Source organism: Erwinia sp. S43 (assembly GCF_016624745.1).
In the GTDB taxonomy this organism is placed as follows: domain Bacteria; phylum Pseudomonadota; class Gammaproteobacteria; order Enterobacterales; family Enterobacteriaceae; genus Erwinia; species Erwinia coffeiphila.
The window spans coordinates 189,122-212,672 of record NZ_JACVTX010000003.1 but is presented as its reverse complement, the minus strand read 5'-3'; the positions used below and the strand labels follow the sequence as shown (position 1 = coordinate 212,672).

General features: G+C 54.9%; 21 protein-coding genes. 9 read left to right on the top strand and 12 right to left on the bottom strand.

The window, feature by feature from the left end:
• Positions 1–227 precede the first annotated feature (227 nt).
• On the bottom strand, positions 228–1,406 hold the full coding sequence (gene purT, locus IBT47_RS05175; protein ID WP_200559661.1) for a formate-dependent phosphoribosylglycinamide formyltransferase: 1,179 nt from the start codon (positions 1,404–1,406) through the stop codon (positions 228–230).
• Between the two features lie 138 nt (positions 1,407–1,544).
• On the opposite strand from purT, the gene IBT47_RS05170 reads away from it, so the two are divergent.
• Together IBT47_RS05170 and IBT47_RS05165 are read left to right on the top strand one after the other, a co-directional pair.
• The gene (locus IBT47_RS05170) at positions 1,545–1,841 is read left to right on the top strand and encodes a YebG family protein (protein WP_200559660.1); all 297 of its coding nucleotides are present in this window, start codon (positions 1,545–1,547) and stop codon (positions 1,839–1,841) included.
• 118 nt (positions 1,842–1,959) lie between these two features.
• Positions 1,960–4,023 (top strand): S9 family peptidase, encoded by a 2,064-nt coding sequence (locus IBT47_RS05165; protein WP_200559659.1) that lies wholly within the window; start codon positions 1,960–1,962, stop codon positions 4,021–4,023.
• Here the strand turns inward: IBT47_RS05165 and exoX are convergent.
• From exoX to IBT47_RS05150, 3 genes are all read right to left on the bottom strand, one after another.
• Positions 4,020–4,685, bottom strand: a complete 666-nt coding sequence (gene exoX, locus IBT47_RS05160; RefSeq protein ID WP_200559658.1) for an exodeoxyribonuclease X — start codon at positions 4,683–4,685, stop codon at positions 4,020–4,022. The two genes, IBT47_RS05165 and exoX, sit on opposite strands and share 4 nt — an antisense overlap.
• 12 nt (positions 4,686–4,697) lie before the next feature.
• Complete coding sequence (locus IBT47_RS05155) at positions 4,698–5,456, bottom strand: carbon-nitrogen hydrolase family protein (protein ID WP_200559657.1); 759 nt, start codon at positions 5,454–5,456, stop codon at positions 4,698–4,700.
• A 79-nt stretch (positions 5,457–5,535) separates the two neighbouring features.
• Positions 5,536–5,766 carry a DNA polymerase III subunit theta gene (locus IBT47_RS05150; protein WP_200559656.1) on the bottom strand — a complete coding sequence of 77 codons (231 nt, stop codon included), beginning with the start codon at positions 5,764–5,766 and terminating at the stop codon, positions 5,536–5,538.
• 189 nt (positions 5,767–5,955) lie between these two features.
• Here IBT47_RS05150 and copD point away from each other — a divergent pair, with 189 nt between their 5' ends.
• Together copD and IBT47_RS05140 are read left to right on the top strand one after the other, a co-directional pair.
• Positions 5,956–6,834, top strand: a complete 879-nt coding sequence (gene copD, locus IBT47_RS05145; protein WP_200559655.1) for a copper homeostasis membrane protein CopD — start codon at positions 5,956–5,958, stop codon at positions 6,832–6,834.
• Between the two features lie 55 nt (positions 6,835–6,889).
• A complete protein-coding gene (locus IBT47_RS05140; RefSeq protein WP_105594242.1) occupies positions 6,890–7,225 on the top strand; it encodes a YebY family protein in 336 nt (111 codons plus the stop codon).
• A 340-nt stretch (positions 7,226–7,565) separates the two neighbouring features.
• Here IBT47_RS05140 and IBT47_RS05135 read toward each other — a convergent pair whose 3' ends face one another.
• Positions 7,566–8,708, bottom strand: coding sequence for an FAD-dependent oxidoreductase (locus IBT47_RS05135; protein ID WP_200559654.1), 1,143 nt, complete (start codon positions 8,706–8,708; stop codon positions 7,566–7,568).
• A gap of 218 nt (positions 8,709–8,926) precedes the next feature.
• A complete protein-coding gene (locus tag IBT47_RS05130) occupies positions 8,927–9,841 on the bottom strand; it encodes a LysR substrate-binding domain-containing protein (protein WP_200559802.1) in 915 nt (304 codons plus the stop codon).
• Positions 9,842–10,017: 176 nt separating this feature from the next.
• Here IBT47_RS05130 and IBT47_RS05125 point away from each other — a divergent pair, with 176 nt between their 5' ends.
• From IBT47_RS05125 to IBT47_RS05115, 3 genes are all read left to right on the top strand, one after another.
• Positions 10,018–10,794 (top strand): SDR family NAD(P)-dependent oxidoreductase, encoded by a 777-nt coding sequence (locus IBT47_RS05125; protein ID WP_200559653.1) that lies wholly within the window; start codon positions 10,018–10,020, stop codon positions 10,792–10,794.
• A 155-nt stretch (positions 10,795–10,949) separates the two neighbouring features.
• The gene (locus IBT47_RS05120; protein ID WP_200559652.1) at positions 10,950–11,993 is read left to right on the top strand and encodes an alcohol dehydrogenase catalytic domain-containing protein; all 1,044 of its coding nucleotides are present in this window, start codon (positions 10,950–10,952) and stop codon (positions 11,991–11,993) included.
• Entirely contained in the window at positions 11,983–13,188 is a 1,206-nt protein-coding gene (locus IBT47_RS05115; protein ID WP_200559651.1) for an MFS transporter, read from the top strand. The genes IBT47_RS05120 and IBT47_RS05115 overlap by 11 nt, the downstream gene beginning before the upstream one ends.
• A 317-nt stretch (positions 13,189–13,505) precedes the next feature.
• Here IBT47_RS05115 and IBT47_RS05110 read toward each other — a convergent pair whose 3' ends face one another.
• Positions 13,506–14,342 carry a hypothetical protein gene (locus tag IBT47_RS05110; RefSeq protein WP_200559650.1) on the bottom strand — a complete coding sequence of 279 codons (837 nt, stop codon included), beginning with the start codon at positions 14,340–14,342 and terminating at the stop codon, positions 13,506–13,508.
• Between the two features lie 505 nt (positions 14,343–14,847).
• On the opposite strand from IBT47_RS05110, the gene IBT47_RS05105 reads away from it, so the two are divergent.
• Positions 14,848–15,231, top strand: coding sequence for a bleomycin resistance protein (locus tag IBT47_RS05105; protein WP_200559649.1), 384 nt, complete (start codon positions 14,848–14,850; stop codon positions 15,229–15,231).
• Between the two features lie 39 nt (positions 15,232–15,270).
• Here the strand turns inward: IBT47_RS05105 and IBT47_RS05100 are convergent, their stop codons facing one another.
• Positions 15,271–16,386, bottom strand: a complete 1,116-nt coding sequence (locus tag IBT47_RS05100; RefSeq protein ID WP_105594172.1) for an AI-2E family transporter — start codon at positions 16,384–16,386, stop codon at positions 15,271–15,273.
• 99 nt (positions 16,387–16,485) lie between these two features.
• Positions 16,486–17,280 carry a fused MFS/spermidine synthase gene (locus tag IBT47_RS05095; RefSeq protein WP_200559648.1) on the bottom strand — a complete coding sequence of 265 codons (795 nt, stop codon included), beginning with the start codon at positions 17,278–17,280 and terminating at the stop codon, positions 16,486–16,488.
• Between the two features lie 237 nt (positions 17,281–17,517).
• On the opposite strand from IBT47_RS05095, the gene IBT47_RS05090 reads away from it, so the two are divergent.
• Positions 17,518–17,811 carry a hypothetical protein gene (locus IBT47_RS05090; protein WP_105594170.1) on the top strand — a complete coding sequence of 98 codons (294 nt, stop codon included), beginning with the start codon at positions 17,518–17,520 and terminating at the stop codon, positions 17,809–17,811.
• A 246-nt stretch (positions 17,812–18,057) separates the two neighbouring features.
• Here IBT47_RS05090 and rsmF read toward each other — a convergent pair whose 3' ends face one another.
• The 3 genes from rsmF to yebS form a co-directional block, all read right to left on the bottom strand.
• Positions 18,058–19,494 carry a 16S rRNA (cytosine(1407)-C(5))-methyltransferase RsmF gene (gene rsmF, locus IBT47_RS05085; RefSeq protein ID WP_200559647.1) on the bottom strand — a complete coding sequence of 479 codons (1,437 nt, stop codon included), beginning with the start codon at positions 19,492–19,494 and terminating at the stop codon, positions 18,058–18,060.
• Positions 19,495–19,611: 117 nt separating this feature from the next.
• Positions 19,612–22,245 carry a PqiB family protein gene (locus tag IBT47_RS05080; protein ID WP_200559646.1) on the bottom strand — a complete coding sequence of 878 codons (2,634 nt, stop codon included), beginning with the start codon at positions 22,243–22,245 and terminating at the stop codon, positions 19,612–19,614.
• Positions 22,214–23,458, bottom strand: a complete 1,245-nt coding sequence (gene yebS / locus IBT47_RS05075) for a membrane integrity lipid transport subunit YebS (RefSeq protein WP_105594167.1) — start codon at positions 23,456–23,458, stop codon at positions 22,214–22,216. Before yebS ends, IBT47_RS05080 begins: the two co-directional genes overlap by 32 nt.
• Positions 23,459–23,551 lie beyond the last annotated feature (93 nt).

Here is a 23,551-nt window from a genome sequence, read left to right as displayed (position 1 = left end):
TGGACGCGACCGAAAAGCACAGCCGGGCAGGACGCCCGTCTGTGCTGGTCCGAGAGGCTGAGGAACGAAGTGATGGCACCACGCAAAGCGTGGCGCGAGGACCCGCCCGAGCGGGGGAACCACCAGCCAGAGCGAACACCGTTGTTCCAGACAATACAAGCCGCCAGAGCGGGGGACTATCAGCCAGCGTTAACACCACTGTCCCATCCAACGCAAGTAACGTTGAATTACCCGCTAACCTTGACGCTCGCCGCCGCAGCAACCGCACGCTGTACCGCGTCATCAATATCCGTACCGGTCGCCAGTGCCACGCCCAGACGGCGCTGACCGCGGATCTCCGGCTTACCGAACAGACGAACCTGCAAACCGGCACCGACAGCCGCCTGCAAATTACCAAACTGAACGTTATCACTATCCAGCTGCGGCAGAATAACGGCAGAGGCCGACGGACCGTACTGACGAATACCCCCAACCGGCAGGCCGAGGAACGCGCGAACGTGCAGGGCAAACTCGGAAACGTCCTGAGAAATCAGCGTCACCATCCCGGTATCGTGCGGGCGAGGGGAAACCTCGCTGAACACCACTTCATCGCCGCAAACAAACAGCTCAACGCCAAACAGGCCGCGTCCGCCGAGGGCTTCAACCACTTTGCGGGCGATGTCCTGCGCGCGCTGTAGAGCCAAATCGCTCATCTGCTGCGGCTGCCAGGACTCACGGTAATCGCCATCTTCCTGACGGTGACCGATTGGAGCACAGAAATGAACGCCGTCAACGGCGCTGATGGTCAGCAGCGTGATTTCAAAATCGAATTTCACCACGCCTTCAACAATCACGCGGCCCGCACCGGCGCGGCCACCCTGCTGGGCATATTCCCAGGCTGCTTCCAGCTGCGAAGCTTCGCGGATAAAGCTCTGGCCTTTGCCGGAGGAACTCATTACTGGCTTAACGATGCACGGGAAGCCAATTTCATCGGCGGCGGCAAAGAAGGCTTCACGGCTGTCGGCGAAGCGGTAGGTGGAAGTCGGTAACGACAGCTCTTCGGCGGCGAGGCGACGAATGCCTTCGCGGTTCATGGTCAGCTTTGCCGCACGCGCGGTGGGGACAACGTGCTGGCCCTGTTTTTCCAGTTCAACCAGCATGTCGGTGGCGATGGCTTCGATTTCCGGCACGACGAAGTCCGGTTTTTCCTGGGCTATCAAGGCAGCCAGCGCGGCACCGTCCAGCATATTGATCACATGGCTGCGGTGGGCAACGTGCATGGCAGGGGCATCGGCGTAGCGGTCAACGGCGATCACTTCCACGCCAAGACGCTGACATTCCAGCGCCACTTCCTTACCCAGTTCACCTGATCCTAACAGCATTACGCGAGTCGCCTGTGGGCGCAGCGCGGTTCCAAGAGTCGTCATAATCTCTACCTGATTGAATGGAAAAAACGCGCGCAGTATAAACGAAAACGTTTGCGTATTCATCCTGAACGCTAAACTTGAGTCAAATCCGCTTCAGTGATAGGCTGTATATAAACACAGTATAGCGAGAAGAAAATTATGGCTGTTGAAATTCAATACGTAGTCGTCAGAAAAGGTGAGGAAAAGATGACGTTTGCCAGCAAAAAAGAAGCCGATGCCTACGACAAAATGCTCGATATGGCCGAAGTTTTTTCTGAATGGCTGACCACCAGTCCGCTGGCGCTTGATGAGCAGCAGGGTGAAGCGCTGGGCCTGTATCTGGCAGAAAACAAAGATGCACTGCAGCACATTCTGCGCACCGGTAAAATGCCGGAAGAGTCTAACGCCGGTGAGCTTGAATCAGAAGAAGGCGATAGCAAACTGCGCGCGGTGTGATTTCCGGGCGTAGCGTAAAAGGTGGTGGCTAATTTTACACCGGTTGTGCCTTCGGCTATTGGCAATCAGGCATCTTGCTGCCAGTCTTACAGGCAGGCACAGCAACCGTGAAAATATCATGACACCACCTAAAGCAAAGAAAGTCCCTCATGTGATGACTCAGCACGGTGACACGCGCTGCGACAACTATTATTGGCTGCGCGATGACCAACGGGAAGATCCGGAAATTATCGCGTGGCTCAAAGCAGAAAATGAGTACGGCGACAGCTTGCTGGAACCGCAAAAGGCGTTGCAGGCGGAACTGCTGCAGGAGATCATCGATCGCATTCCTCCGCGCGACCAGTCGGTTCCCTACGTAAAAAATGGCTATCGCTACCAGAGCCGCTATGAAGAGGGCAACGAGTACGCCATTTACAGCCGTCAGCCTGCGGAAACCGCCAACCCCGAACAGTGGGAAACGCTGGTCGATGCCAACCAGCGCGCGGCGGAAAGTGAGTTTTATGCACTTGGCAGCCTGGCGATTACCCGTGATAACCAGATCCTGGCTCTGGCTGAAGATTTTCTCTCTCGCCGCATCTACAGCATTCATTTCCGCCACCTGCAGGATGAGCGCAGCTTTGACGATGTGCTGGAAGGTGTGACTGCCGGCATGACCTGGGCGAATGACTCGCAAACGCTCTACTACGTGCGCAAGCATCCGAAGACGCTGCTACCTTACCAGGTCTGGCGGCATACGCTGGGCACCGCGCAGGAAAGCGATCGGTTGGTCTACGAGGAGCTGGACGACACCTTCTATGTCGGCCTGTATAAGACCACCTCCGAGCAGTTTATTGCTATTTCACTCAACAGCAGCACCACCAGTGAAATCCTGTTGCTGGATGCGAATGTGCCGGATGCCAAACCGGTGATGTTCAGTCCGCGCCGTAAAGATCACGAATACAGCGTCGATCACTATCAGCAGCAGTTTTACCTGCGATCGAATCGCGACGGTAAAAACTTCGGCCTCTATCGCACCGACACCGTTGATGAAAACAGCTGGCAGGCGATTATTGCACCGCGTGCGGATATCGTGCTGGAAGGCTACTCGCTGTTCCGCGACTGGCTGGTAGTGGAAGAGCGTCAGCGCGGACTCACCCGTCTGCGGCAGATTAACTGGCAGAGTGGGGAAGAACGGGCGATTGCCTTTGACGATCCAACCTATGTGACCTGGCTTGGCCATAACCCGGAGCCGGAGACCAGCAAATTGCGCTACGGCTATTCCTCAATGACCACGCCAGACACGCTGTACGAACTGGATATGGACAGCGGCGAGCGTCAGGTACTGAAGCAGACGGCGGTAAAAGGGTTTGATGCCGGTCATTATCGCAGTGAACGCCATTGGGTCACCGTGCGTGACGGAGTTGATGTGCCGGTATCGCTGGTGTATCGCAAGGACAGCTATCGCCCCGGCAGCAACCCGCTGCTGGTCTACGGCTATGGTTCTTACGGCAGCAGCATGGACCCGGATTTCAGCGCCAGCCGGCTCAGTCTGCTGGACCGTGGCTTCGTCTTCGCCTTAACACACATTCGCGGCGGCGGTGAAATGGGTCAGCAGTGGTACGATGATGGCCGCCTGCTGAATAAGATGAACACCTTCCACGACTTTATTGATATCACCGATGCGCTGGTGGAAAAAGGCTATGGCGATCCGGCTAAGCTCTACGCCATGGGCGGCAGCGCCGGTGGCTTGCTGATGGGTGCGGTGATCAACATGGTGCCGGAACGCTTCCACGGGGTGGTAGCGCAGGTGCCTTTTGTTGATGTGGTAACCACCATGCTGGACGAGAGTATCCCGCTGACCACCGGTGAGTATGATGAGTGGGGTAACCCCAACGACGAGCAGTATTATCGCTATATTAAGCAGTACAGCCCGTACGATCAGGTTATTGCGCAGGATTATCCGCATTTGCTGGTCACGACCGGCCTGCACGACTCTCAGGTACAGTACTGGGAACCGGCTAAATGGGTGGCTAAGCTGCGCGAGCTGAAAACCGATTCGAATCTGCTGGTGCTGCATACCGATATGGATGCCGGTCACGGCGGCAAATCAGGCCGTTATAAAGTGTGGGAAGAAGTGGCGCTGGAGTATGCGTTTCTGATTGGGCTGGCGAACGGCACGCTCACCAGCAACTCTGCTCACTAATCATCTATGCCTAAGGCCCGCTGCATGGTAATACGCAGATTGGGCTTCAGGTCCGGGATGTTTTTCAGCATCCAGTGCAGATATCCCGGATCTTTCTTTGCCACGGACTCAATGGCCTGACCGCGATACTTACCGAACGGGAAGGTGCTTTCCAGTCCTTTCGTCTGCATCCTGCGGACCATTTCCGCAGCGTCCCAGCCGCTGGCATCCATAATATGAATCAGCAGCACAGCGGTGATGTAGCAGTCGTACAGCGCCCGGTGCGCATGCAGACCGGGTGGGGTAATCACCTCAAGATTCAGCGCATCGCGCAGCGCCTGATTGCCGTACTTGAGGCCGGGCCACAGGCGACGGGCAAGCGTCATGGTGCAAATCCACTCGCCGTGCATTTCCGGCAGCATCCGGCGATCGAAGCTGGCATTGTGCGCCACATAGTACGCGCTGCCCTGATAACGCCCCACCGCCTGCTCAATAGTGGGTTTACCGAGCACCATCTCTTCGGTGATCCGATGAATAGCCATCGCCTGCCGGCTGATAGGCCGATCCGGGGAGATCAGATCGCTCATCGGATTTATGATCTGTCCATCGACCACATCCACCGATGCCACTTCGACAATACCACCCTGCAGGCCGCAGGTTTCCGTGTCAATTACACGTAACATACTCTCTCCCGTTTACAGAACCGAGGTGCAGGGTAACGGATGAACCTCCCCCTGCCAATGATTACCGCTGCGGCGGGCAATAATCAGCTGTTCTCCGCTCCCGCCTTGTACTACCTGACGTCCGTCCGGCCCCCAGAAGGCGCTTTTTCCTGCGCTTTGATAGCCACCTGTCGGCCAGGCGTGATTGGCCATCATCACCGCCATCCTGTAGTCCCGCGACCAGCGCGCAAGATAATCACAGTCCTGCTGATAGCCCTGCTCGGACACCAGTACGCTGGTCGCATAGAGATCGGCACCCTGGCGCGCGGCATCCTGGGCAAATTTCTCTACGCTGATGTCGGCGCAAATCGCCATCACCACGTTGTGGCGCTGATGGCCAAACATCGGCACGGCCGCGCCCGGAACAAAAATCTGCTTTTCTTCACCATACAGATTGCGTTTGCTGTAGGCGAAACGGGTGCCGTCGGGCAGGAACGTTGCCGCCGACAGCCGTACGTTATTTTCACCGTTCAGCGGCAGCCCGATGCTGATACCCATCTGATATTCTACGGCGGCCTCGGCAAAAACCTGCAGTCGGGGATCGTCGAGGGACAGGGCCAGTTCTGCCATCAGCGGCAGTTCATAACCGGTGAGTGACAGTTCGGGAAACATCAGTAAATCAACGTGCCGGGAGGCAGCAAGGCGGACAAACTTAAGGTGATGTTGGATATTCCAGGTGATATCGCCAGGGCGGGACCCTGACTGTGCAGCAGCAACGTTCCAGCCGGACATAATGACTCCCATGGTTGAGATTAGGTGCAGTAATGCTTTGCTGATTATCTCAACCGATGCCCGGCAAAATGACAAGCCCTTATTTTTGCTTGGGTTCGTACGGCAGCCGCGAAAGGGAAAGTGACAGCTGGCGATAGTGCGCCAGCCGCTGGCGGAACCAGTCACGCAGAGTCTCCGGCTGTTCACGTTCGACCATTTCGGCAATCACCGGCATATTATAGCGTTCTTTAAACGCCACCCCGGCGGCAGCCAGATCGACGTTGATTTTATCTTTTTCTTCCTGCGGCAGCGTGGCCAGGTTAGTGCTCATGGTGTTCTCCAGACAGTTTGCCGCAAAAATAATGCAGAAGGCACGGATTAGCAAGTTTACCGGCTAATCGATAGTCGTTATCACCTCGACACTGCTATTCAGGCGGGGTATTCTTTCGGCCTCTGGTCGCCCGACGCCGCTACTCGCAAGGATGATTGAGCACGATGCGTAACAACAGCCTGAAGTAATATGTCGCTAACCGGCTTCTATATTTTCTGCCGCTGGCTGCATTTTGGCGCGCTGATGTCGCTGGCGGGAGCGGGGATCTTTACCACGCTTTTAGCGCCGGCACGATACCGTGCGCGTCTCAGCGACCGCTTCCGTCCGCTGATACAGATATCCTGCTGGCTGACGCTATTCACCACGCTACTGCTGCTGAGTGCCCAAACCGGGCTGATGGGTGATGGCTGGCGAGATATGATCAATGCCGACGTTTGGGCTGCCGTGTTACAAACCGGATTTGGCCGTGTCTGGCAGTTGCAGTGCGTGCTGGCAATGCTCGGCTGCCTGACGCTGTTGTTGCAGGGCAGACTTCGTCAGCAAATGATGTTGCTATGTGCGCTACTGCAGCTTGCTGGACTGGCATTTGTCGGCCACGCTGCGATCCTTGACGGTTGGCTGGGTGCACTACAGCGCGGCAACCAGATCGTGCATTTGCTGGCCGCAGCATTCTGGGCGGGTGGTCTGTGGCCGGTGGCGCTGTTGATGCGAGAAGCTCGCAATGCTACCTGGCGCTACGAGGCAATTAAAACCATGATGCGCTATTCGCGCTACGGCCATCTTGCCGTGGCGCTGGCGATTATCAGCGGCGTGTTTGCCGCTCTGCTGCTGCTGGGATGGCCACTTGTCAGTTTCCGGCTTTATAGCCAGCTGCTGTTGCTGAAAACGCTACTGGTTGCCGCGATGGTCGCCATCGCGCTGTTTAACCGCTACTGGCTGGTGCCGCGCTTTCAGCGCAGTGGAGAGGGGGCTCAGCATAATTTCGTCATCGCCACGCTGGTGGAAGTAGCGTTGGCGGCGCTGGCGTTGCTCTCAGTCAGCCTGTTTGCCACCCTGGAACCTGCCTGAGCGGCAGCCACCGACGATGTACTGTTATAAGCACTGTTTGAAGGTATGAAAAGTCATGAAAAAACTGGCATTAATGTTTGCTGTATTGAGCGTCAGCACCAGTGCGCTGGCCGGGATTGAAACCGTCAGCCGTTTCGATATGGGTAAAGACAACTGGCCTTTCACGCGTGAAGAGATGATGCTCAGCTGCGAAAAAGGCAACGTGCTGTTAGCGATTAACGACGGTACGCTGGTGCAGTACCCGCTCAATGCGGCGGCGGAAGAGAGTATTAAAGCCGGTCGCATTAAGGGTGTTCCCATCGATAAGATGCTGGCTGACGATCCGGCCAACCCGGGGCATAAAAAAAGCCTGGCACCGATTATTGCCCGCGCCGAGAAGCTCTGTAACTGATATCTGATGGATGCGCTGGCACAGCCCTGGCGCATCCCTTATCTCCGCATCAGCCCGCGTATTCCGCGGGAAGCCGCCGTTTCTGCCACGTTGATCACAATGCTAACAATCCGTAACTACTTTGCAACATGCGGTCTGGCAATCCCCTGCATTTCGTCTATCTTTTAAGAGTCAGGCAACAAGCCTGCATTAATGCCAACTTTTAGCGCACGGCTCTGAGAAGAGCCATTTCCCTGGACCGAAGACAGGAATCGTCTTCGGTCTTTTTTTGCGATTGCTTCACTAATTCAAAACCAGCCGCCATGACTGATGCGCCATAGAACCAGACGCAGTTGCTTTACTAAAACATGTCTGGGGTTCGTAGAGGCGGCAAACCAATTTCACTGAATGATTCTTGCTTAAGCCAGCGCTGGACTCCCTTTGACGAAGAATCCATTGCACCAGCAAGATAACCCGAGAACGGCACAGACCATTCGCTGGCGATCCCCGTTAATTTACCCGACCACTCTCCGCGTGCAGGGAGCTGTTCAGGCACCGTGTATCCAGTTTCCTGCAGAAGATCAAATTCTGTTGCAGTGAACGGGTCGGCTGCCCAGTCTTTCAGGTATTCCGCTTCGGGTTCTGCCGCATCCTGACCGAATAAACGCACAAGCTGCTCGCGGCATAGCCGCTTGAGTACAGATTCAGAGACGTTCCATCTTGATTTTGCTGGCATGCCGATAAAGCCAAAAATCGCTGTTTTATGGGATTTCGGCTCTGATACGTCGTGAATTTCTACCATCGGCCCGATTTGACTGCTGGCATCGCCGGAAAGATGCTGCGTATGTAAAAAATCCTTTTTGTATACGGCGGCATATTTCGCGTGTCGCGCCATCCACGTCGGAATCCTTCGCCAGTTTGAAAGTACCGTCTCTGGCAGCATTGGCCTGAACGCTATTTTTGCTGCCAGGGCGGATGGCAGCGCGAGGAAAACATGCTTACAGGAAAATGGTGAATTATCGCGGCTTTCTGACCGTGTCAGGACCTGGATTTCCTTACCGGTGTCCGAAATGGCAATAACCTGATGGCCTGTTTTAACCTTATGAAGCGGAATTTTATTTACCAGCGCCGCCGTCAGCGACTGCATTCCGCCCTCCAGCCTGAAGGATGCGGGTGAAGTTTCATAAGCAGGATAACGTTCTGGAGTCGAATTTGACCGGCGTTCGTAGAGCATGTCGCCGGGGCGCGCCTGTGAAATTACCGGGATATGCAGTTGTTCGATCAGCTGAGCCAGCTCTGGTTGAATGTCCGGCCAGAACCACGTTGCTCCCATATCGACATGAATCCCGACGGGAGGGGTCGATAATTGCTGGCCTGAGAGTACGCGTCCGCCGGTTCGGTCACGGGCTTCCAGAATCACATAATCCACCCCAGCTTTTTCGAGCAGTGTGGCGGCATACAGGCCGCTTACACCTGCGCCAATAATAACAACGCTGTCTTTCATTAAGCTGTTCCGGTCAGGGTTATGGAGCTGAGGTGCCCCGTTTGCAGATAAAAATGCGTAACATTCATTGAGAGTGATTATCAGCTCGACCGACAGCTACAACAAATCAGATAATCTTGCAGATCAGAGAAGAAATTCTATGTCGCTATTCTGCGAGGAAATAAAGCGTGGCGCTCCGGGGGCGATTAACGGGATAGCTTAATCCCTGAGACGGCAGATCACGAATCGCCTGAAACGACGTCCTGAAGAAGCCAGTCGCGGAACACTTTTACTTCATCACGCAGAACGTTTTGCTGTGGCGTGACCAGGTAATAGGACCATGTAAGTGACCAGCGGTGATCGGGATGCAGTTGGACCAGTTGCCCTGTTTCGATAAGCTGTTTAACCAGAGCGTAGCGAACGATGGCCACGCCTCTGCCGCTCAGCGCTGACAGGATCACCGCTGAGGTGGAGTTAATATGCAGCCCGTTTTCCAGCGGTTCGGGTGCACCGACCGCCATCAGTACATTATCCCAGGACGGAAAACCTGCGCCGGGATGTGGCGTGTCATCGTGGATGAGCTTTTGAGCGGCGAGCCATTCGGCGCAGGCCATTTTCTCAGGTGGTACCAGACGCGGACTGCAGACCAGCACGGCTTCCTCATCCATTAGCCAGGTTTTATTTACCCCAGGCCAGTCGCCTTGCCCGCAGCGAATGCCGATATCCGCCTCACCGTGCGATACGTCCATCAGTTTCTCGGTGACGTTAAGCCGTAGATCGATGTTCTCGTGCGCTTCCGAGAACCGGTTCAGACGATCCATCAACCAGTTCATCATCAGAACCTGGGAGGCCGTAACCACCACAACCGATCGAGACCGGCGACCACGAAGCTTGCTTAAGCCGGTTTCAAGTTTGTCCAGCCCCTGTGTGATGTCCTGCAGCGCATTCTGCGCTTCATCAACCAGCGTCAACCGCTCTTTCCCTGAACGGCTGCGATGAAGAAGCGGATGCCCGACCCAGTCTTCCAGCGAACGGACCAGTTGGCCTACGGCAGCAGGGGTGACGCCCAGTTCCTGTGCCGCGCCGGTAAAGCTGCCATGCCTTGCGGTGGCTTCAAAAGCGTGCAGCCATTTAAGTCGGTTTAGCGATCGCATTGTATTCATTCCGCTTCATTGGTTTCTTCAGTATACGCCAGCGAGAAAGATTTTCTTTCCCGTATCGCAATTTCTTCTCAGTCGTCAACAGAGGGGCAGGGTGGCATTCTGGTTTCACACGATGAGGAGCGCGGCTTTTCATCAATGACAATCAGATGAATGTACAGAGGTTAGTAATGAACGCATCTTTTGCCGGAAAAAAACTCTTGGTGGTTGGCGGTACCAGCGGTATGGGCTTTGAAACGGCAAAGCGGATCCTACAAAACGGTGGCAGCGTTGTGCTGGTTGGCAATCGTCATGAGAAAGCCGAGCAGGCCCGCCATGCGTTGGCTGCAGACGGCCAGGTTTCCATCATCGTTGCCGACCTGATGAAAGACGAAGGTATGCAGCACGTGGTGAACACCATTAACGCTGAACACAAAGATATCAGCCTGCTGGTCAATGCGGCTGGCGTGTTTTTCCCTAAACCGTTCACCGAGCATGAAGCATCAGACTATGACATGTATATGAGCATTAACCGCGCCACTTTCATTATTACCCGCGACGTGGTGCGCAATATGATCGAGGCCGGTATCAAAGGTTCTATCGTTAATATTGGCTCCATGTGGGCGCAGCAGGCCATCGGTGCCACACCGTCTTCAGCTTACTCAATGGCGAAAGCTGGTCTCCACGCGCTGACCAAAAACCTGGCCATTGAGCTGGGTGAAAAAGGGATCCGCGTGAATGCTGTTTCTCCTGCCGTTGTTCATACGCCGATTTACGAAGGCTTCATTCCTAAAGACGACGTTAAGGATGTGATGACCAGCTTCGACAGTTTCCATCCGATCGGTCGAGTGGGTACCCCTGTCGATATCGCGGAAACGGTAGCCTTTCTGCTTTCCGACAAGACTGGCTGGGTTACCGGCGCTATCTGGGATATTGATGGCGGCGTAATGGCTGGCCGTAACGCCTGATGACTACGCCACACGAATTAATCCGCGTGGCTAAAAAGTTTGCCGGGTGATAAAGAGAGCGCGGAAGTGGTTACTCCAGTCGTGACCTGCAACACGGTGTCTCATTTCTTTATCGCCCCTGCAATCTGATAATCCCCCATTTACCGGTGCAATTTATGAATGAAACATATCGCGCTATGCAGGTTGTTGCCCCCGGTGTGCTGGAAATGACAGAGCGGCCGATACCTGCCCCTGGTCCGGATGACGTGCTCATCAAAATTGAAGCTTGCGGAGTCTGCGGTGCCGATCTTCGGGACGCGGAAAAAGCGCCGCAGAAGGGGCAACCCGGCCGTATACCGGGACATGAAATCGTCGGCTACATTGTGCGAAAAGGGAAGAAGGTACCCGATATCTGGCAAACCGGTCAGCGAGTCGGGATCGGGCGTTTGGGCGGATACTGCCAACATTGCAGCCCCTGCCGCAGCGGGCTTTTTCATCTCTGCGAAAATCAGCTGACGCCCGGTCTCAGCTGCGATGGCGGCTACGCAGAGTATGTTGTCATGCGGCATACCGCGCTGATAGCTATACCCTCAGCGCTCTCCTCCATACATGCTGCCCCGATTCTCTGCGCCGGTACTGCCACCTTTAACGCGCTACGTAACTCTGGCGCCAGAGCAGGCGACAAAGTGGCTGTGGTCGGGATGGGGGGCCTTGGCCACATGGCCGTTCAATACGCACGAAAAATGGGTTTCGAGGTCACTGTGGTTGCGCGCGGTAGTGAAAAAGAACATGCGGCATTGCAGCTGGGTGCGCATCACTTCATCGATACCCTCAAGGAAAACGTATCAGAACGCCTGAAAACTGACGGTGGGGTGGATTTCATTGTGGCAACGATTCCGAACTCAGAAGCGGTTTCGGCGCTTGTGTCCAGCCTGGCACCCCGTGGAAAAGCGATCCTGCTTGGAAGCGGGCAATCGCCGCTGCAGGTCACGCCTGGCATGATGATTGGCGCTGAACGCACCCTGACAGGATCTTTTGTCAGCACACCGCTACAAACCGAACGCGCTCTGCAATTCAGTCACCTCTTTCATACGTTGCCTGTTACTGAGCAGTTGCCATTTGAGAGGGCAAATGAGGCGCTTAGCAGACTGAAGCAGGGGCTGGCGCGCTACCGGATAGTGCTCACCATGAATCAGGATAATTCATCACATGACCACTGAACACGCCCTGCCAGTTGCAGAGCAGAATAATAATATCATCCGCCTGTCGGCAGCACAGGCTCTCGCCGGTGCTAATTCCGTGGTTTTTTATGCCACAGGAGCCATTGTTGGCAACGCAATAGCCCCCAGTAGTTCGCTGGCGACGCTGCCCATCACCATGTTTGTTCTGGGAATGGCGGCCTGTATTCTGCCGTTAGGTTCACTGGCACGAAAAAAAGGCCGCAGGGCAGCCTTTATGGCCGGTACCGGGGCGGGCGTCATTACCGGCCTGACCGCTGCTCTGGGCGTGGTGATTGGCTCGTTTTCGCTGTTCTGCATTGCCGCATTTATGGGCGGGGCATATGCGGCCGTTGCACTCAGCTTTCGGTTTGCCGCAACGGACGGCGTTGCGCCGGAACGGCGGGCCAGGGCACTGTCGCTGGTGATGGGAGGCGGAGTTATAGCTGGCGTGGTTGGCCCTATGCTGGTTTCCGGTACGATGCATCTCTGGCCGCCGCATACTTTTGCCGTCACGTTCCTCGCTCAGGCTCTTGTGGCCGTCATCTCCGCGTTCGTACTTAAAGGTGTAAAGACAACAGAACCCGCCAGCACAGTAAAATCGGGTGGGCGGCCTTTACGCGAAATTGTCCGTCAGCCGGGCTTCGCCAGAACCGTATTTAGCGGAGCGGTAACCTATATGGTGATGAATTTCCTGATGACCGCCGCGCCGCTTTCGATGCATATGCACGGGATTTCCCAGCAGGCGTCCAATCTCGGCATCCAGTGGCATGTTATTGCCATGTACGGACCAGGATTTTTCACCGGCAAATTAATTAATCGCTTTGGTGCCATGCGTATCGCCGCCACGGGACTGTTTATCACTGCATGCTCTGTCCTGGCCGGGCTCAGTGGTACCGACATCTTCCATTACTGGCTATCGCTGATTTTACTGGGGCTTGGCTGGAATTTTGGCTTTACCGGCGCATCGGCGAAAATTATTGAATATCACCGACCCGAAGAAAAAACTCAGGTGCAGTCTCTGAACGATTTTGTGGTATTTGGCGTGATGATTGTAGGATCGTTTTCTTCTGGTGCGCTGCTCAGTCTTTACGGTTGGAACGCCGTATTGTGGGGTTCACTTATTCCTGTTGGCTTTGCCTTTTTAGGCATTGTGACCGATCCGCAGGCAAAAAGTCGTGATGAATTAACGTTATGATGAAGGTTACCCTGTTGGTCTGAAGTGATTTCTGTTGATGTAAAACGTCTCTAAAGTTCAAAATCGGTGAACATGCTTTTGGCATGTCCACCGATGCCGACCTGTGTTTTAACACTATCCATTATTCGCTCACGGAGCAGCGTCAAAGAGCATTGAGCAGTGTTGATCACTCCGGCAATCACGGAGGTGCGTGAAATCACAATTAAACCGGCAGGGGCGTTATCCCCTGAAATTCATCATGGTTCAGATCACGAGCCTGAAAGCAGCCCAGGTTGCACGGAAATTAAACATAAGAACAGTGGATAAAAGCGATACAGCTACGCCTTCGGCCACTGATTAGTTCGCTTGTAGCACTGCAGGTTGGCCGCAGCAGCGCGCGAGCCGATAGCGCCATAGGCGTAGATCGTCGCCGCGCAAAGTGAGGAGTTGCGGATACCGTCGCAAACGTCAATTTTCAACGTTCCCGCCTTTATCTGCTGTGCAAACTGCGCGGCGGTAATACCCTGTCCATCGGTCTGTTCTGCGGTTTGCAGGGCATTGCTGCCTGATTTGTCGTAGGCTTCGGCCTGCTGGAGTGAGAGTTGTATACCTTCGTCCGGCGTTTTCCCCTCTTTATTAATGTTACGCATAATCTCAAGCATATCCCCTTTCAGCACCTCCTGACGGATTTGCGAAATGTTGGGATTATCAACGGCAGGCAGGCGATCGCTGAGGTAGGAGAGGTTCTTCGCGCACTGGCCATTTTTCGGCAGGTAGTCTTTGGTATTAAACGTGCTGACATCAACAGGCGGTAGTGCTGCGCTGTCGGATGCCTGTGCCGTTGGCGTTGCGCCCGATTGACCGCTGAACGAGGAAGTCGTCGGTGCTGCTGAGGCCATTGATGACAGTGCTTTTGCCGCGCTTGAGTTTGGTGCGGCGGTGTTGGCGGCGGAAGAGAGCGCGCTGGTTCCGGTGTTGACATCGCTGGTGCCGCCGAGGGTGAAAACGTCAGCAATCGCCGCCACGGTAACGCCCACGGTTCCGGTATATAACGCCCAGCCATATTCGCCATTATCGAACTGACGTTTAGTTTCCTTTAATGCTTTTTGTGTTGTGCAGGCTGTGGTAATCAGACAAATAAAACAAAGTGTTAACAGAGAATTAGGCGTATTCATTTTTCACCTTTACATTTTTTAGTGATTTGTAATGAAAGTACACATTAATTCAATTTAGTGTAAATAATGATCAATGAACTGCATAGTACCAATCAGAAACTATCCCATTAAGTTACAAAAAAAACCTTAGTATCACCCATCAGACCTAATGTCTTAGGATTGAATAACATGACATTTCAGTATTGAATCATGAGCGTGGCTGAAGGGATTCGGCTTTTAAAGAGGGGACTTTGCTCTACATTTTTCACTGGACCTGGCGAATAAAAAAACAGGTAAAAGTCGCTTCTCATAGGAAAAAAAGCGTTTATGACCGTGGTAGCCAGCGCTGCCAGTTCAGAGAGGGGGATATGTGACTCTCCTGTCCGACGCTTTAAATGCGAATGCCTGACAGAAATCACGCCCCTTCCTGACGCAATAAAGCCGTGAGTCCGGCAGAAAAAGCGGCCTTTACCTGCAATAATGTGCAAAAAAGCCAGTCTGTTCGTTTTGCTTCGGAGCCGCCGCCATGACCGACCATGCCACCCCCAATCTGCCTTCGCGCAGTTTCAGCGCCACTCAGCAGTTTTATGCCGCACTGGGTTTTACTACCACCTGGCAGGATGAGCACTGGATGATTATGGTTTCCGGTAGCGTGGTGCTGGAGTTTTTCCCGCATCCCGAGCTGGACCCTTACAGCAGCTGGTTCAGCTGTTGTCTACGGCTGGATGATGTTGAGGCGTTTTATCGCCTGTTGCAGGCGGCAGGGATTCCGGAAAAATGCACTGACTTCCCGCGTATCCATCCGCCAAAAATGCAACCGTGGGGGCTGAAGATGGGCGCGCTAGTCGATCCCGACGGTACGTTGATCAGGCTGATCGAGAATGAGAAGAAGGCCGCCCAACAGGCATAAAAAAGCCGGGCCATGATAGTTGGCCCGGCGATGCCAGCGTTATTCACTCTTTTCAGACTGACTAAGGCCTTCTTCAATAAATTCCGGGTCGATCTCTTCGGTATTGCCCCGATGTTCTTTACCGGAGAACAGGTTCCAGCTGGCAATAAACAGTGCGGCAATCAATGGGCCAATCACAAAGCCGTTGATACCGTATATTTCCATGCCGCCGAGTGTGGTGATCAGGATCAGGTAGTCCGGCATTTTGGTGTCTTTGCCAACCAGCAGTGGGCGCAGGATGTTATCGATCATCCCAATCACCACCACGAAGAAGAAGGCCAGCACCAGACCTTTTACTACAGCACCAGAGAACAGGAAGAAGAGCACTACCGGCAGCCAGATGATCGCGGAACCGACCGCCGGGATCAGCGACAGGAAAGCCATCAGCGATCCCCAAAGAATACTGCCCTGGATATCGGCGAAGTAAAATGCAATACCGCCAAGCGCTCCCTGAACGACGGCAACCACGACAGTACCTTTCACCGTGGCGCGAGATACCGCAGCAAACTTCACAAACAGATGATGTTTCACGTGATCCGACAATGGCACAGCGGTGAAAATCAATCCAACCAGATAGGCACCATCTTTCAGCAGGAAGAACAGCAGGTACATCATCACGCCAAAACCGATGGTAAAGCTAAAGGTGCTCTTACCAATCAGCATGATGCTGCCAGCGAAGAACTGACCGCCTTTCATTGCCGCACCGGACAGCTGCTGCTGGATCTGGTCGGCATTATTCAGATCGTTTTCCGCCAGGAAGTGGCGCGCCCATTCCGGCAGGTGATTGACCACACCGCTGACCACCGTAGCCAGTTCGGTCTGGTTGTTTTGCAGCCGGTTATACAGCGCGTTGCACTCCACCGCCAGCGAAGACGCCACCACGGCGAGCGGAATGAAGACGATAAGGCAGATTATCAGCAGCGTGATCAGTGCCGAAATGCCGTTTTTATCGTTGAGCTGTTTTCTGATGCGGGTTTTCAGCGGATGGAAAATAACCGCCAGAATCGCCGCCCACAGAATTGCAGAAAAGTAGGGTCCCAGGATGTGGAAGAAACCCAGCGTTGTCACTGCCAGGATCAAAATAAAGAATCCCTTACCAATGCCTTTAATCATCATACTTCGTTCTCTTTGTTTAACGTCCTGATTAACGAGGTAAACCTGGCACAGCATTGGTAAACCGGCAACTAAACAGCTAAAAAAACGGCTGAGATCGCGTTAGGGCTGCCTGCCGCTTAAAACCGCCAGTTTCGGGGTGAGGCTGGAGAAATCAGTGCCAAACTCGTTGCCCGCACGAATAGCGATGCGTTGCAGTTCACGTAAAGGCAGGTCAAACGTCACATTGCTGGCATAAATCACCACGTTGCCGCTGGGCACCACGCAGCGCAGCAGGGTGGAAAACTGCCGTTGTAGTGCCTGAAGCAGCGGGCCGTTGGCCGCAGGGCGCTGTGGATAGTTAAGTACCAGCCAGCCATCTGCTTTGAGCGTGCGGTTAGCGTGCTGCAGGAAGGTTTCCATCTCCTGCAGCGGTGACATCGTATCGGCGGCGTACAGGTCGGAGAAAATCAGATCATAGCGATGCTCTTCTGCCGAGGCGATAAACTGGTCGGCATCGACGGCGTGATAGTGAATATGCTCGCCTTCCGGCAGGGAAAAGTGCCGCCGCGCAACGTCGATCACCGCAGGGCGAAGCTCAACAATATCCATCGCGCAGGCGGCATCACGGGCCGCGATCGCTCTTGGCAGACAGCCGCCGCCCAGTCCAAGGATCAGCGCTTTTTGCGGAGATTTCAACGCCACGGCCATCAGCATGGCACGGATATAATTGTGCACTGGCAGTGCCGGCTCGTTCTTCTGCATTTTGCTCTGTTCGCACATGCGGTCGAAGGTGAGGATGCGGTAAATTTTATTCTCGATCACCGTAATCTGCCCGTGTTCATCGTGGGTACTGGCGACAATATCGCCACGAATACGGAATATCGAAACAGAGCTGGCCTGCTCCACGTCAGTCATATGAACTCCTTTTACACGGTTGACGATAATGGCTGTTGCCGGGGATGCACCCCGCGGCAGAGCGCGCACCGCGAGGGTAGCACAGCGAATGAACACAGGCACGCAATCAGCAAGGCAAGGTCGGGGGGACGTTTTCCGCGATCGATGCTTGTGTGCTGTGCGTGCGCACTTTACGATAAAAGCTGCCCCACCGCAGCGGAGATCCGTTCGCGGTGCCGCTGGCAAGGAGCTCAAACGATGAAAAATGATAAAGAGATTTCGATCGACCAGTTCACGGCAGAAGAGAAGGTGCTGGTTGAACTACGGGTAAAGACCCTCACCGCGAAGCTCGGTCATATCGCCAGTAAGAAAGAAGAAAAAGAGATCCTGAAAGAGGCAAAGCGGCTGGTAATGAAGGAGCGGGTGGTGCGTGAAAGTACCCAGGTGGTCAAAGTGAAAAAACCGCGTAAACCGTCGGCGGCAAAAGAGAGCGAAGTGAAAGACTTTAGCTGGTCAGGATCTCTGCGTAAAAATCCGCGGGCGATGAAGTAGCCGAAACAAGTTAGCCGACAACGATCAGATGCACCAGACGTGCCAGCACTTCAATAATAAGCAGGCTGCCGATAGTGATTAAGGCAAGCGTAAAGTAGAACTGATAACGGTTTCTCATGGATGCTGAATCCCTGCAGCGATAAGGTCAATGAAGCAATGTAGACCATATCGTCTAAACCGGAGTTCAATACTTTCCGAAACTAATGAATTTGTGCCTTAAATGGCCCGTTACCGGGCCAGATCGCTTTATGTGTTAAACAGTTTGCCGTCGCGTACCAGATCGCGGGGATAGTTATTTTTGATGCGCGATCCCACGGTTTTAGCAATGCCGATCGGTTGTCGCTGGTGGCAGATAATCAGCTCTCCTGACGGAAGATCGCGTTCCGGGTAGATATCGCGCCCGCGATACCACTCTTCAGCTTCGGCACTGCTCAATTCAACCGCATTGACTGCCAACGGGTCTGCCAGCGCAATTGCCGCTTCATGCTGCCAGCGATAGCCTTTCGGGAAGGTTTCCGCCAGCTTCAGGCCGATGCGAGAGAAGCGAACGCGGGACAGCAGTGGTTCAATCTCCACCGGGAATAGCCAGATCTCTTTATCGCGCTGCCACAGCGTATATTGCTCATCCCAATGCAGTCCGCACTTCGCTGCCGCTGCGGCCACTTCCTGCTGCTGGGCGCGGCTCATTGGGCTAAATGGTAGCTTGCCGAGTTTATAGCCCGGCTGCGGCAGGGCGGGGATACTGGTCGTTTTACGCAGGCGGGCAACGAAGAATCCCTCGCTGTCAAAGATCTGCGGAAAAACGTGCAGATAGCCTTCGGCGGTAGCGGCTTTTTCCGCCCCGGCAAACAGCTGGTCGAGGGGCTCAACCTCTACCGCATCCGGATAACGCGCCAGTAGCCAGGCAATAACCTGCTGATTCTCATCCTGATTCAGGGTACAGGTGGAATAAACCAGCGTGCCTCCGGGGCGCAGCGCATGGAAGGCGCTGTCAATCAGCTCACGCTGAGTGGCGGCGATCTCCGCGTTGCTGGCTTCGGACCAGTTGCGCAGCGCGTCGGCATCTTTGCGGACCACGCCTTCACCCGAACAGGGGGCGTCCAGCAGGATAGCGTCAAACGATTCCGGCAGCGCCGCGCCAAAGACGCGGCCATCAAAGTGAGTCATAGCCGTGTTGCTGATTCCACAGCGGCTAAGATTGGCGTGCAGCACTTTCACCCGACTGGCCGAATATTCGTTGGCCAGAATCGCACCGCCGTTATGCATGCGAGCGGCAATTTGAGTGGTTTTCGATCCCGGTGCCGCGGCCACGTCCATCACTCGCTGCGGTGTCGGGCAGCCGTCGAACAGTGCCGTTACCGGCAGCATTGAGCTGGCTTCCTGAATATAAAACAGCCCGGCAAGGTGTTCAGCTGTACTGCCCAGCGGCAGTGCATCGCCGTCGTCACGACTAATCCAGAAGCCTTCAGGGCACCAGGGGATCGGCGTCAGCGACCATGCCATCGGGGCAACCAGCGTGAGAAAATCCGCAACGCTGATTTTCAGGGTGTTAACACGCAGACTGCGGCGCAGTGGCTGCTGGCTTATGGCAATAAACTGGTCGAATTCTGCACGATCAGGCAGCATCTGCTGCATCAGGCTGAGAAACGCAGGCGGAAAATAGACGCGGGAAGAGTCAGGCACGGGCAGGTCCACTAAATAAAAGTGGACGCAGTTTAACACAGACTTTTCTTGTGAGTGCCAGAAACGCAGGTCAATGGTTCTAAAAAAACGGGCAGCCTGGGCTGCCCGATATTGCGTTTACTGCGGCATTGCGGTGCCCCATTTCCGCCAGTCCTTCGGCTCTTCCTCTTCCAGCAGAAAGTGCTTGCCAGGGGTTGCGCGAGGCGCAAGAGGAACCGTTGGTGGGGTGGCAAAAGCAATTCCGCCCTGAATAAACTGCTGGAAGGTACCGGTTTTCACCACGCCACCAATCAGTCCGAACTTCAGGTTATAGCCGGATGCCAGCCAGAACACCGAGTTGTTGCGTACCAGATGCTGGTATTTCTTACTGATGCGCAGGGTGATCTGCACGCGATCGGCCATGCTACCCAGCGCCGTTCCGGTGACGGTACCCACTTCAATACCGCGGAACAGTACCGGTGTACCGACCGAGAGCGAACCGCCTTCCGGCGCATCCACCACCACGTTAAGGCCATCGAGATAGCGCGCATCGGTGATGGTTGACTCCTGCAGTTCGAAAGTCCGCTGCGCACGGCCTTTACCGGGGTCGACGTTGATATAAGGCTGTAACAGCGTTTCCAGATGGTTGACTCCTGCCGCAGAGATCTGCGGGGAAACAACCGAGAAGCGGCTGCCGAGGCGGGCAAAGTTTTCGACATATTCCGGATACAGCACTGCTTTAGCTATCACCTGATTGTTATCGGCACCCAGCGCCAGAGACTCCAGCTGGCCGATAGTGATACCCAGATAGCGGATCGGCATGCCTGCTGCCAGCTTGCTGGCATCGTAGGTTCGCAGAGTGATCTGGCTGCCTACCGCGCGTGCAGCGGTTTCTGAATCGTACAGAATGCGTTTATCACCGCGCGTCAGGCCCGCGCCGGCTCCGCTGAGATTATCGAAACTGATCGCCCCTTTCAGCGCCCGGTTCAGTGGCGACGCCTGCACGGTCAGGCCGCTACCGTTCAGCTGCACGCGTGCGCCACCTTCGGCCCAGAACACGCTGTTCTGCGTCAGCAGGCGGCGGTACTCCGGTTTTATGTGCACACTAACGTCAAACGCATCGGCGCGCGGGGTAACGTTAATAATCTCACCCACCTGGAACTTACGGTAGAGCACCACGGAACCTGTCTGAATATCCGGCAGGCTGTTGGCCACCAGTGTTAGCGTGGTCGGCAGTTGATCGCCGGTAATACCTTCCTGCGCTTTTTCACTGTTGGCGTAAAGCGGATAGACCTCTTTCACCTCGCCTTTACTGCCGGGATCGAGCCGAATTCCGCCGTCAACCCATTCGCGGGCGCTGGCACCCAGTACTTCCATCCCGTCAATGCCGAGCTTCACGTCCAGGCGGCTGTTGATAATAAATTTGCTGTCGCCGTGTACCAGCTGCCGGTATTCCGGCATCACCGCGAGGCTGAAGTTCACGCCTTTTTCCGTCAGGGTACGACTTAGTACCTGGCCGATACGCATGCCGTGTAGCATCAGCGGCTGCCCGGCATCAATGCCGTAGCTCTCCGGTGCACTAAGTTTCAGGACCAGCGTATTGGCCTGCTGCAACAATGATTCATTGTCCGGCAGCACCACAAAGTGGTTTTGCGGTTCGCCTTCGCCGGGAACCAGCTCCAGCGTGTTACCGGTCAGCAAACTGCTTAACGAACTGTCGTTCAGACTGATTTTCGGGCTGTGCATCTCAATGCGGGTTCCGCTGCGCATCAGCCCGGTTACCGACGGGTCCAGCGTCAGTTCACCGGAAACTTTACCGCCGTCAAGCAGGGTGAGTTTGGTCAACGTGCCGACCTCCAGACCCTGATAGATCAGCGGAGTGCTGCCTTCCTTCAGATTTTTACCATCCGGCAGATCGAGGGTAATCGCCACGCCGCGCTGGCTGTGCGCAAGGTCAGGATACAGGGTGTAGCTATCGTCACTCTTCGCATTCTCAGAGGATTCCGGCGAATCAAAGGCTACCGCACCGTTAACCAGCGCCGCCACGCTTTCCAGTTCGACTTTTGCACCACTCAGCCCTACATCGGCCTTCACGCCGGAGACGTTCCAGAAACGGCTGTCTTTTTTCACCAGATTAGTGAAGCGGCGCTCAATAAGTACATCAATGGTGACGTTGTGATTGCCGGGATTGATGCTGTAATCATAAACACGACCTACCGGGATTTTACGGAAATAGACCAGCGACCCGCTGTTCAGTGAGCCGAGATCCGGCGCGTGCAGGTGGATCATCATTTCGCCGGTGTTAACGCGATACTTCGGCTGGGTATCCAGCGCCACGAAGTTTTCCCGCGGTTCGCCTTTGCCCGGCATCATGCCGATATAGTTACCGCCTACCAGCGCATCCAGCCCGGATACGCCTGCCAGTGAGGCTTTCGGCGTGACCAGCCAGAACTGGGTATCTTCACGCAGCGCATCCCGCATATCGCTTTTGATACTGGCTTTGATTTTGATGGTGCGCAGATCGTCAGTCATGCTGATCCCCTGCACCAGACCGACTTCAACGCCCTGGTAGCGAACCGGCGTGCGGCCGGGAACAATACCGTCAGCGGTGGCAAAATCGATGGTCACCGTGGTTCCGCGTTCCTGGTAGTTAGTCCAGATCAGCCAGCCCGCTATCAGTAAAGCAATAAACGGCAGCAGCCAGAACGGCGAAATTTTTCGCCGGTTGACGACGCGTGCGCTAGTCGGTGTAGTCGGCGTTTCCTGTTGCATGAGCATCCCAAAGTAAACGGCTATCAAGCCACTCAACGGCAAGAATAGTCAGTATAACCGCCGAGCCAAAGTAGAAGGCTGCCGGTCCCATAGTAAAAGCCAGAAGCTGGTCACGATTAACCAGCGACATGGTCAGTGAAATAACGAATAAATCCAGCATCGACCAGCGGCCAACCCACTTCACCACGCGCAGCAGGCGGATGCGGGTTTTGAGCCCCTGTTCGCAGTTGAAATGGATACTGAGCAGCAGGCTGAACAGCACGATAACCTTGGTAAACGGTACGAGGATACTGGCAATAAATACCACCGCCGCCACGGGAATATTGCCCGATGCGAGCGACATGATGCCCGAGAGAATGGTGTCCTCCTGACGTGCGCCGTTCAGATAAATAATCGAAATCGGCAGCAGGTTTGCGGGGATCAGCAAAACAATCGATGCAATCAGGGCTGACCAGGATTTTTGCAGGCTGAAGTGGCGGCGAAAGGGCAGCGGCGTATGGCAGCGAGGGCAGCGGCCTCGATCATCGGCCACGCCGGTATGGTGGCAGCTCAGACATACGCGCAGCGAAGCCGGGGGTGCATGCTGCACCGGCTGCGGATAAAAACGATGCCACAGCTGTTCTACATTAAGGTGGATCAGCGTCAGCAGGCTGAGCAGGGTCAGCGAAATAAACGCCACCAGCCCGCTGCCGGGATCGATCGAGGCATAGTCCTGCACTTTAATTGAAGCAACGGCGACGCCAACCAGATAAATATCCAGCATCACCCACTCTTTGAGTCTGTCGAGCATCAGCAGGACCGGGCGCAGGTTCATCCCCAGCTTTTCTCCGAAGTAGAGGTAGCTGATTGAGACTACCAGCGTCACCGGTGCGCCAATCGTGCAGAAGGCGACCATGGAGGCGGTAATCACGTCACCCTGCTGTGCCATCTGCATGATGCCGCCCAGCAGGCTGGCGCGAATGTTGGTACCTAAGAGGTGGACGGTCATTAACGGTACGCTGAAGGCAAAAGGCATCAGTAGAATCATTGTGACTGCCATCGCCGTCAGTCGGGTCATCGACCAGTCGCGTCCGTTCAGAATGCGAGCGTTACAGCACGGGCAGTGCGCGGACTGTCTGGATTTCACATCTGGTAAGGAAAAAAGGGTATCGCATTGCGGACATCGCTGATAACGTGCCTGTGGCAGAGCATGACTGATGGCGTGTATTTTCATATTCCTGGTCGTGCTTAGGCCCAAACAGCGCAGGTGCAGGGCAGATTTAGGCAAGTCGCGTGACTCGTTTGAATCGTGCAGATCGCTTCATAC

What these genes read in the sequence shown, in the direction of transcription:
- IBT47_RS05140 (WP_105594242.1), top strand. Translation starts at nt 6,890, where the DNA reads ATGAAAAAACTGGCATTAATGTTTGCTGTATTGAGCGTCAGCACCAGT.
- IBT47_RS05165 (WP_200559659.1), top strand. Translation starts at nt 1,960, where the DNA reads ATGACACCACCTAAAGCAAAGAAAGTCCCTCATGTGATGACTCAGCAC.
- yebS (WP_105594167.1), bottom strand. Translation starts at nt 23,458, where the DNA reads ATGAAAATACACGCCATCAGTCATGCTCTGCCACAGGCACGTTATCAG.
- IBT47_RS05130 (WP_200559802.1), bottom strand. Translation starts at nt 9,841, where the DNA reads ATGCGATCGCTAAACCGACTTAAATGGCTGCACGCTTTTGAAGCCACC.
- IBT47_RS05120 (WP_200559652.1), top strand. Translation starts at nt 10,950, where the DNA reads ATGAATGAAACATATCGCGCTATGCAGGTTGTTGCCCCCGGTGTGCTG.
- IBT47_RS05110 (WP_200559650.1), bottom strand. Translation starts at nt 14,342, where the DNA reads ATGAATACGCCTAATTCTCTGTTAACACTTTGTTTTATTTGTCTGATT.
- IBT47_RS05090 (WP_105594170.1), top strand. Translation starts at nt 17,518, where the DNA reads ATGAAAAATGATAAAGAGATTTCGATCGACCAGTTCACGGCAGAAGAG.
- IBT47_RS05155 (WP_200559657.1), bottom strand. Translation starts at nt 5,456, where the DNA reads ATGTCCGGCTGGAACGTTGCTGCTGCACAGTCAGGGTCCCGCCCTGGC.
- IBT47_RS05135 (WP_200559654.1), bottom strand. Translation starts at nt 8,708, where the DNA reads ATGAAAGACAGCGTTGTTATTATTGGCGCAGGTGTAAGCGGCCTGTAT.
- IBT47_RS05115 (WP_200559651.1), top strand. Translation starts at nt 11,983, where the DNA reads ATGACCACTGAACACGCCCTGCCAGTTGCAGAGCAGAATAATAATATC.
- copD (WP_200559655.1), top strand. Translation starts at nt 5,956, where the DNA reads ATGTCGCTAACCGGCTTCTATATTTTCTGCCGCTGGCTGCATTTTGGC.
- IBT47_RS05105 (WP_200559649.1), top strand. Translation starts at nt 14,848, where the DNA reads ATGACCGACCATGCCACCCCCAATCTGCCTTCGCGCAGTTTCAGCGCC.
- purT (WP_200559661.1), bottom strand. Translation starts at nt 1,406, where the DNA reads ATGACGACTCTTGGAACCGCGCTGCGCCCACAGGCGACTCGCGTAATG.
- IBT47_RS05170 (WP_200559660.1), top strand. Translation starts at nt 1,545, where the DNA reads ATGGCTGTTGAAATTCAATACGTAGTCGTCAGAAAAGGTGAGGAAAAG.
- IBT47_RS05080 (WP_200559646.1), bottom strand. Translation starts at nt 22,245, where the DNA reads ATGCAACAGGAAACGCCGACTACACCGACTAGCGCACGCGTCGTCAAC.
- IBT47_RS05100 (WP_105594172.1), bottom strand. Translation starts at nt 16,386, where the DNA reads ATGATGATTAAAGGCATTGGTAAGGGATTCTTTATTTTGATCCTGGCA.
- exoX (WP_200559658.1), bottom strand. Translation starts at nt 4,685, where the DNA reads ATGTTACGTGTAATTGACACGGAAACCTGCGGCCTGCAGGGTGGTATT.
- IBT47_RS05125 (WP_200559653.1), top strand. Translation starts at nt 10,018, where the DNA reads ATGAACGCATCTTTTGCCGGAAAAAAACTCTTGGTGGTTGGCGGTACC.
- IBT47_RS05150 (WP_200559656.1), bottom strand. Translation starts at nt 5,766, where the DNA reads ATGAGCACTAACCTGGCCACGCTGCCGCAGGAAGAAAAAGATAAAATC.
- IBT47_RS05095 (WP_200559648.1), bottom strand. Translation starts at nt 17,280, where the DNA reads ATGACTGACGTGGAGCAGGCCAGCTCTGTTTCGATATTCCGTATTCGT.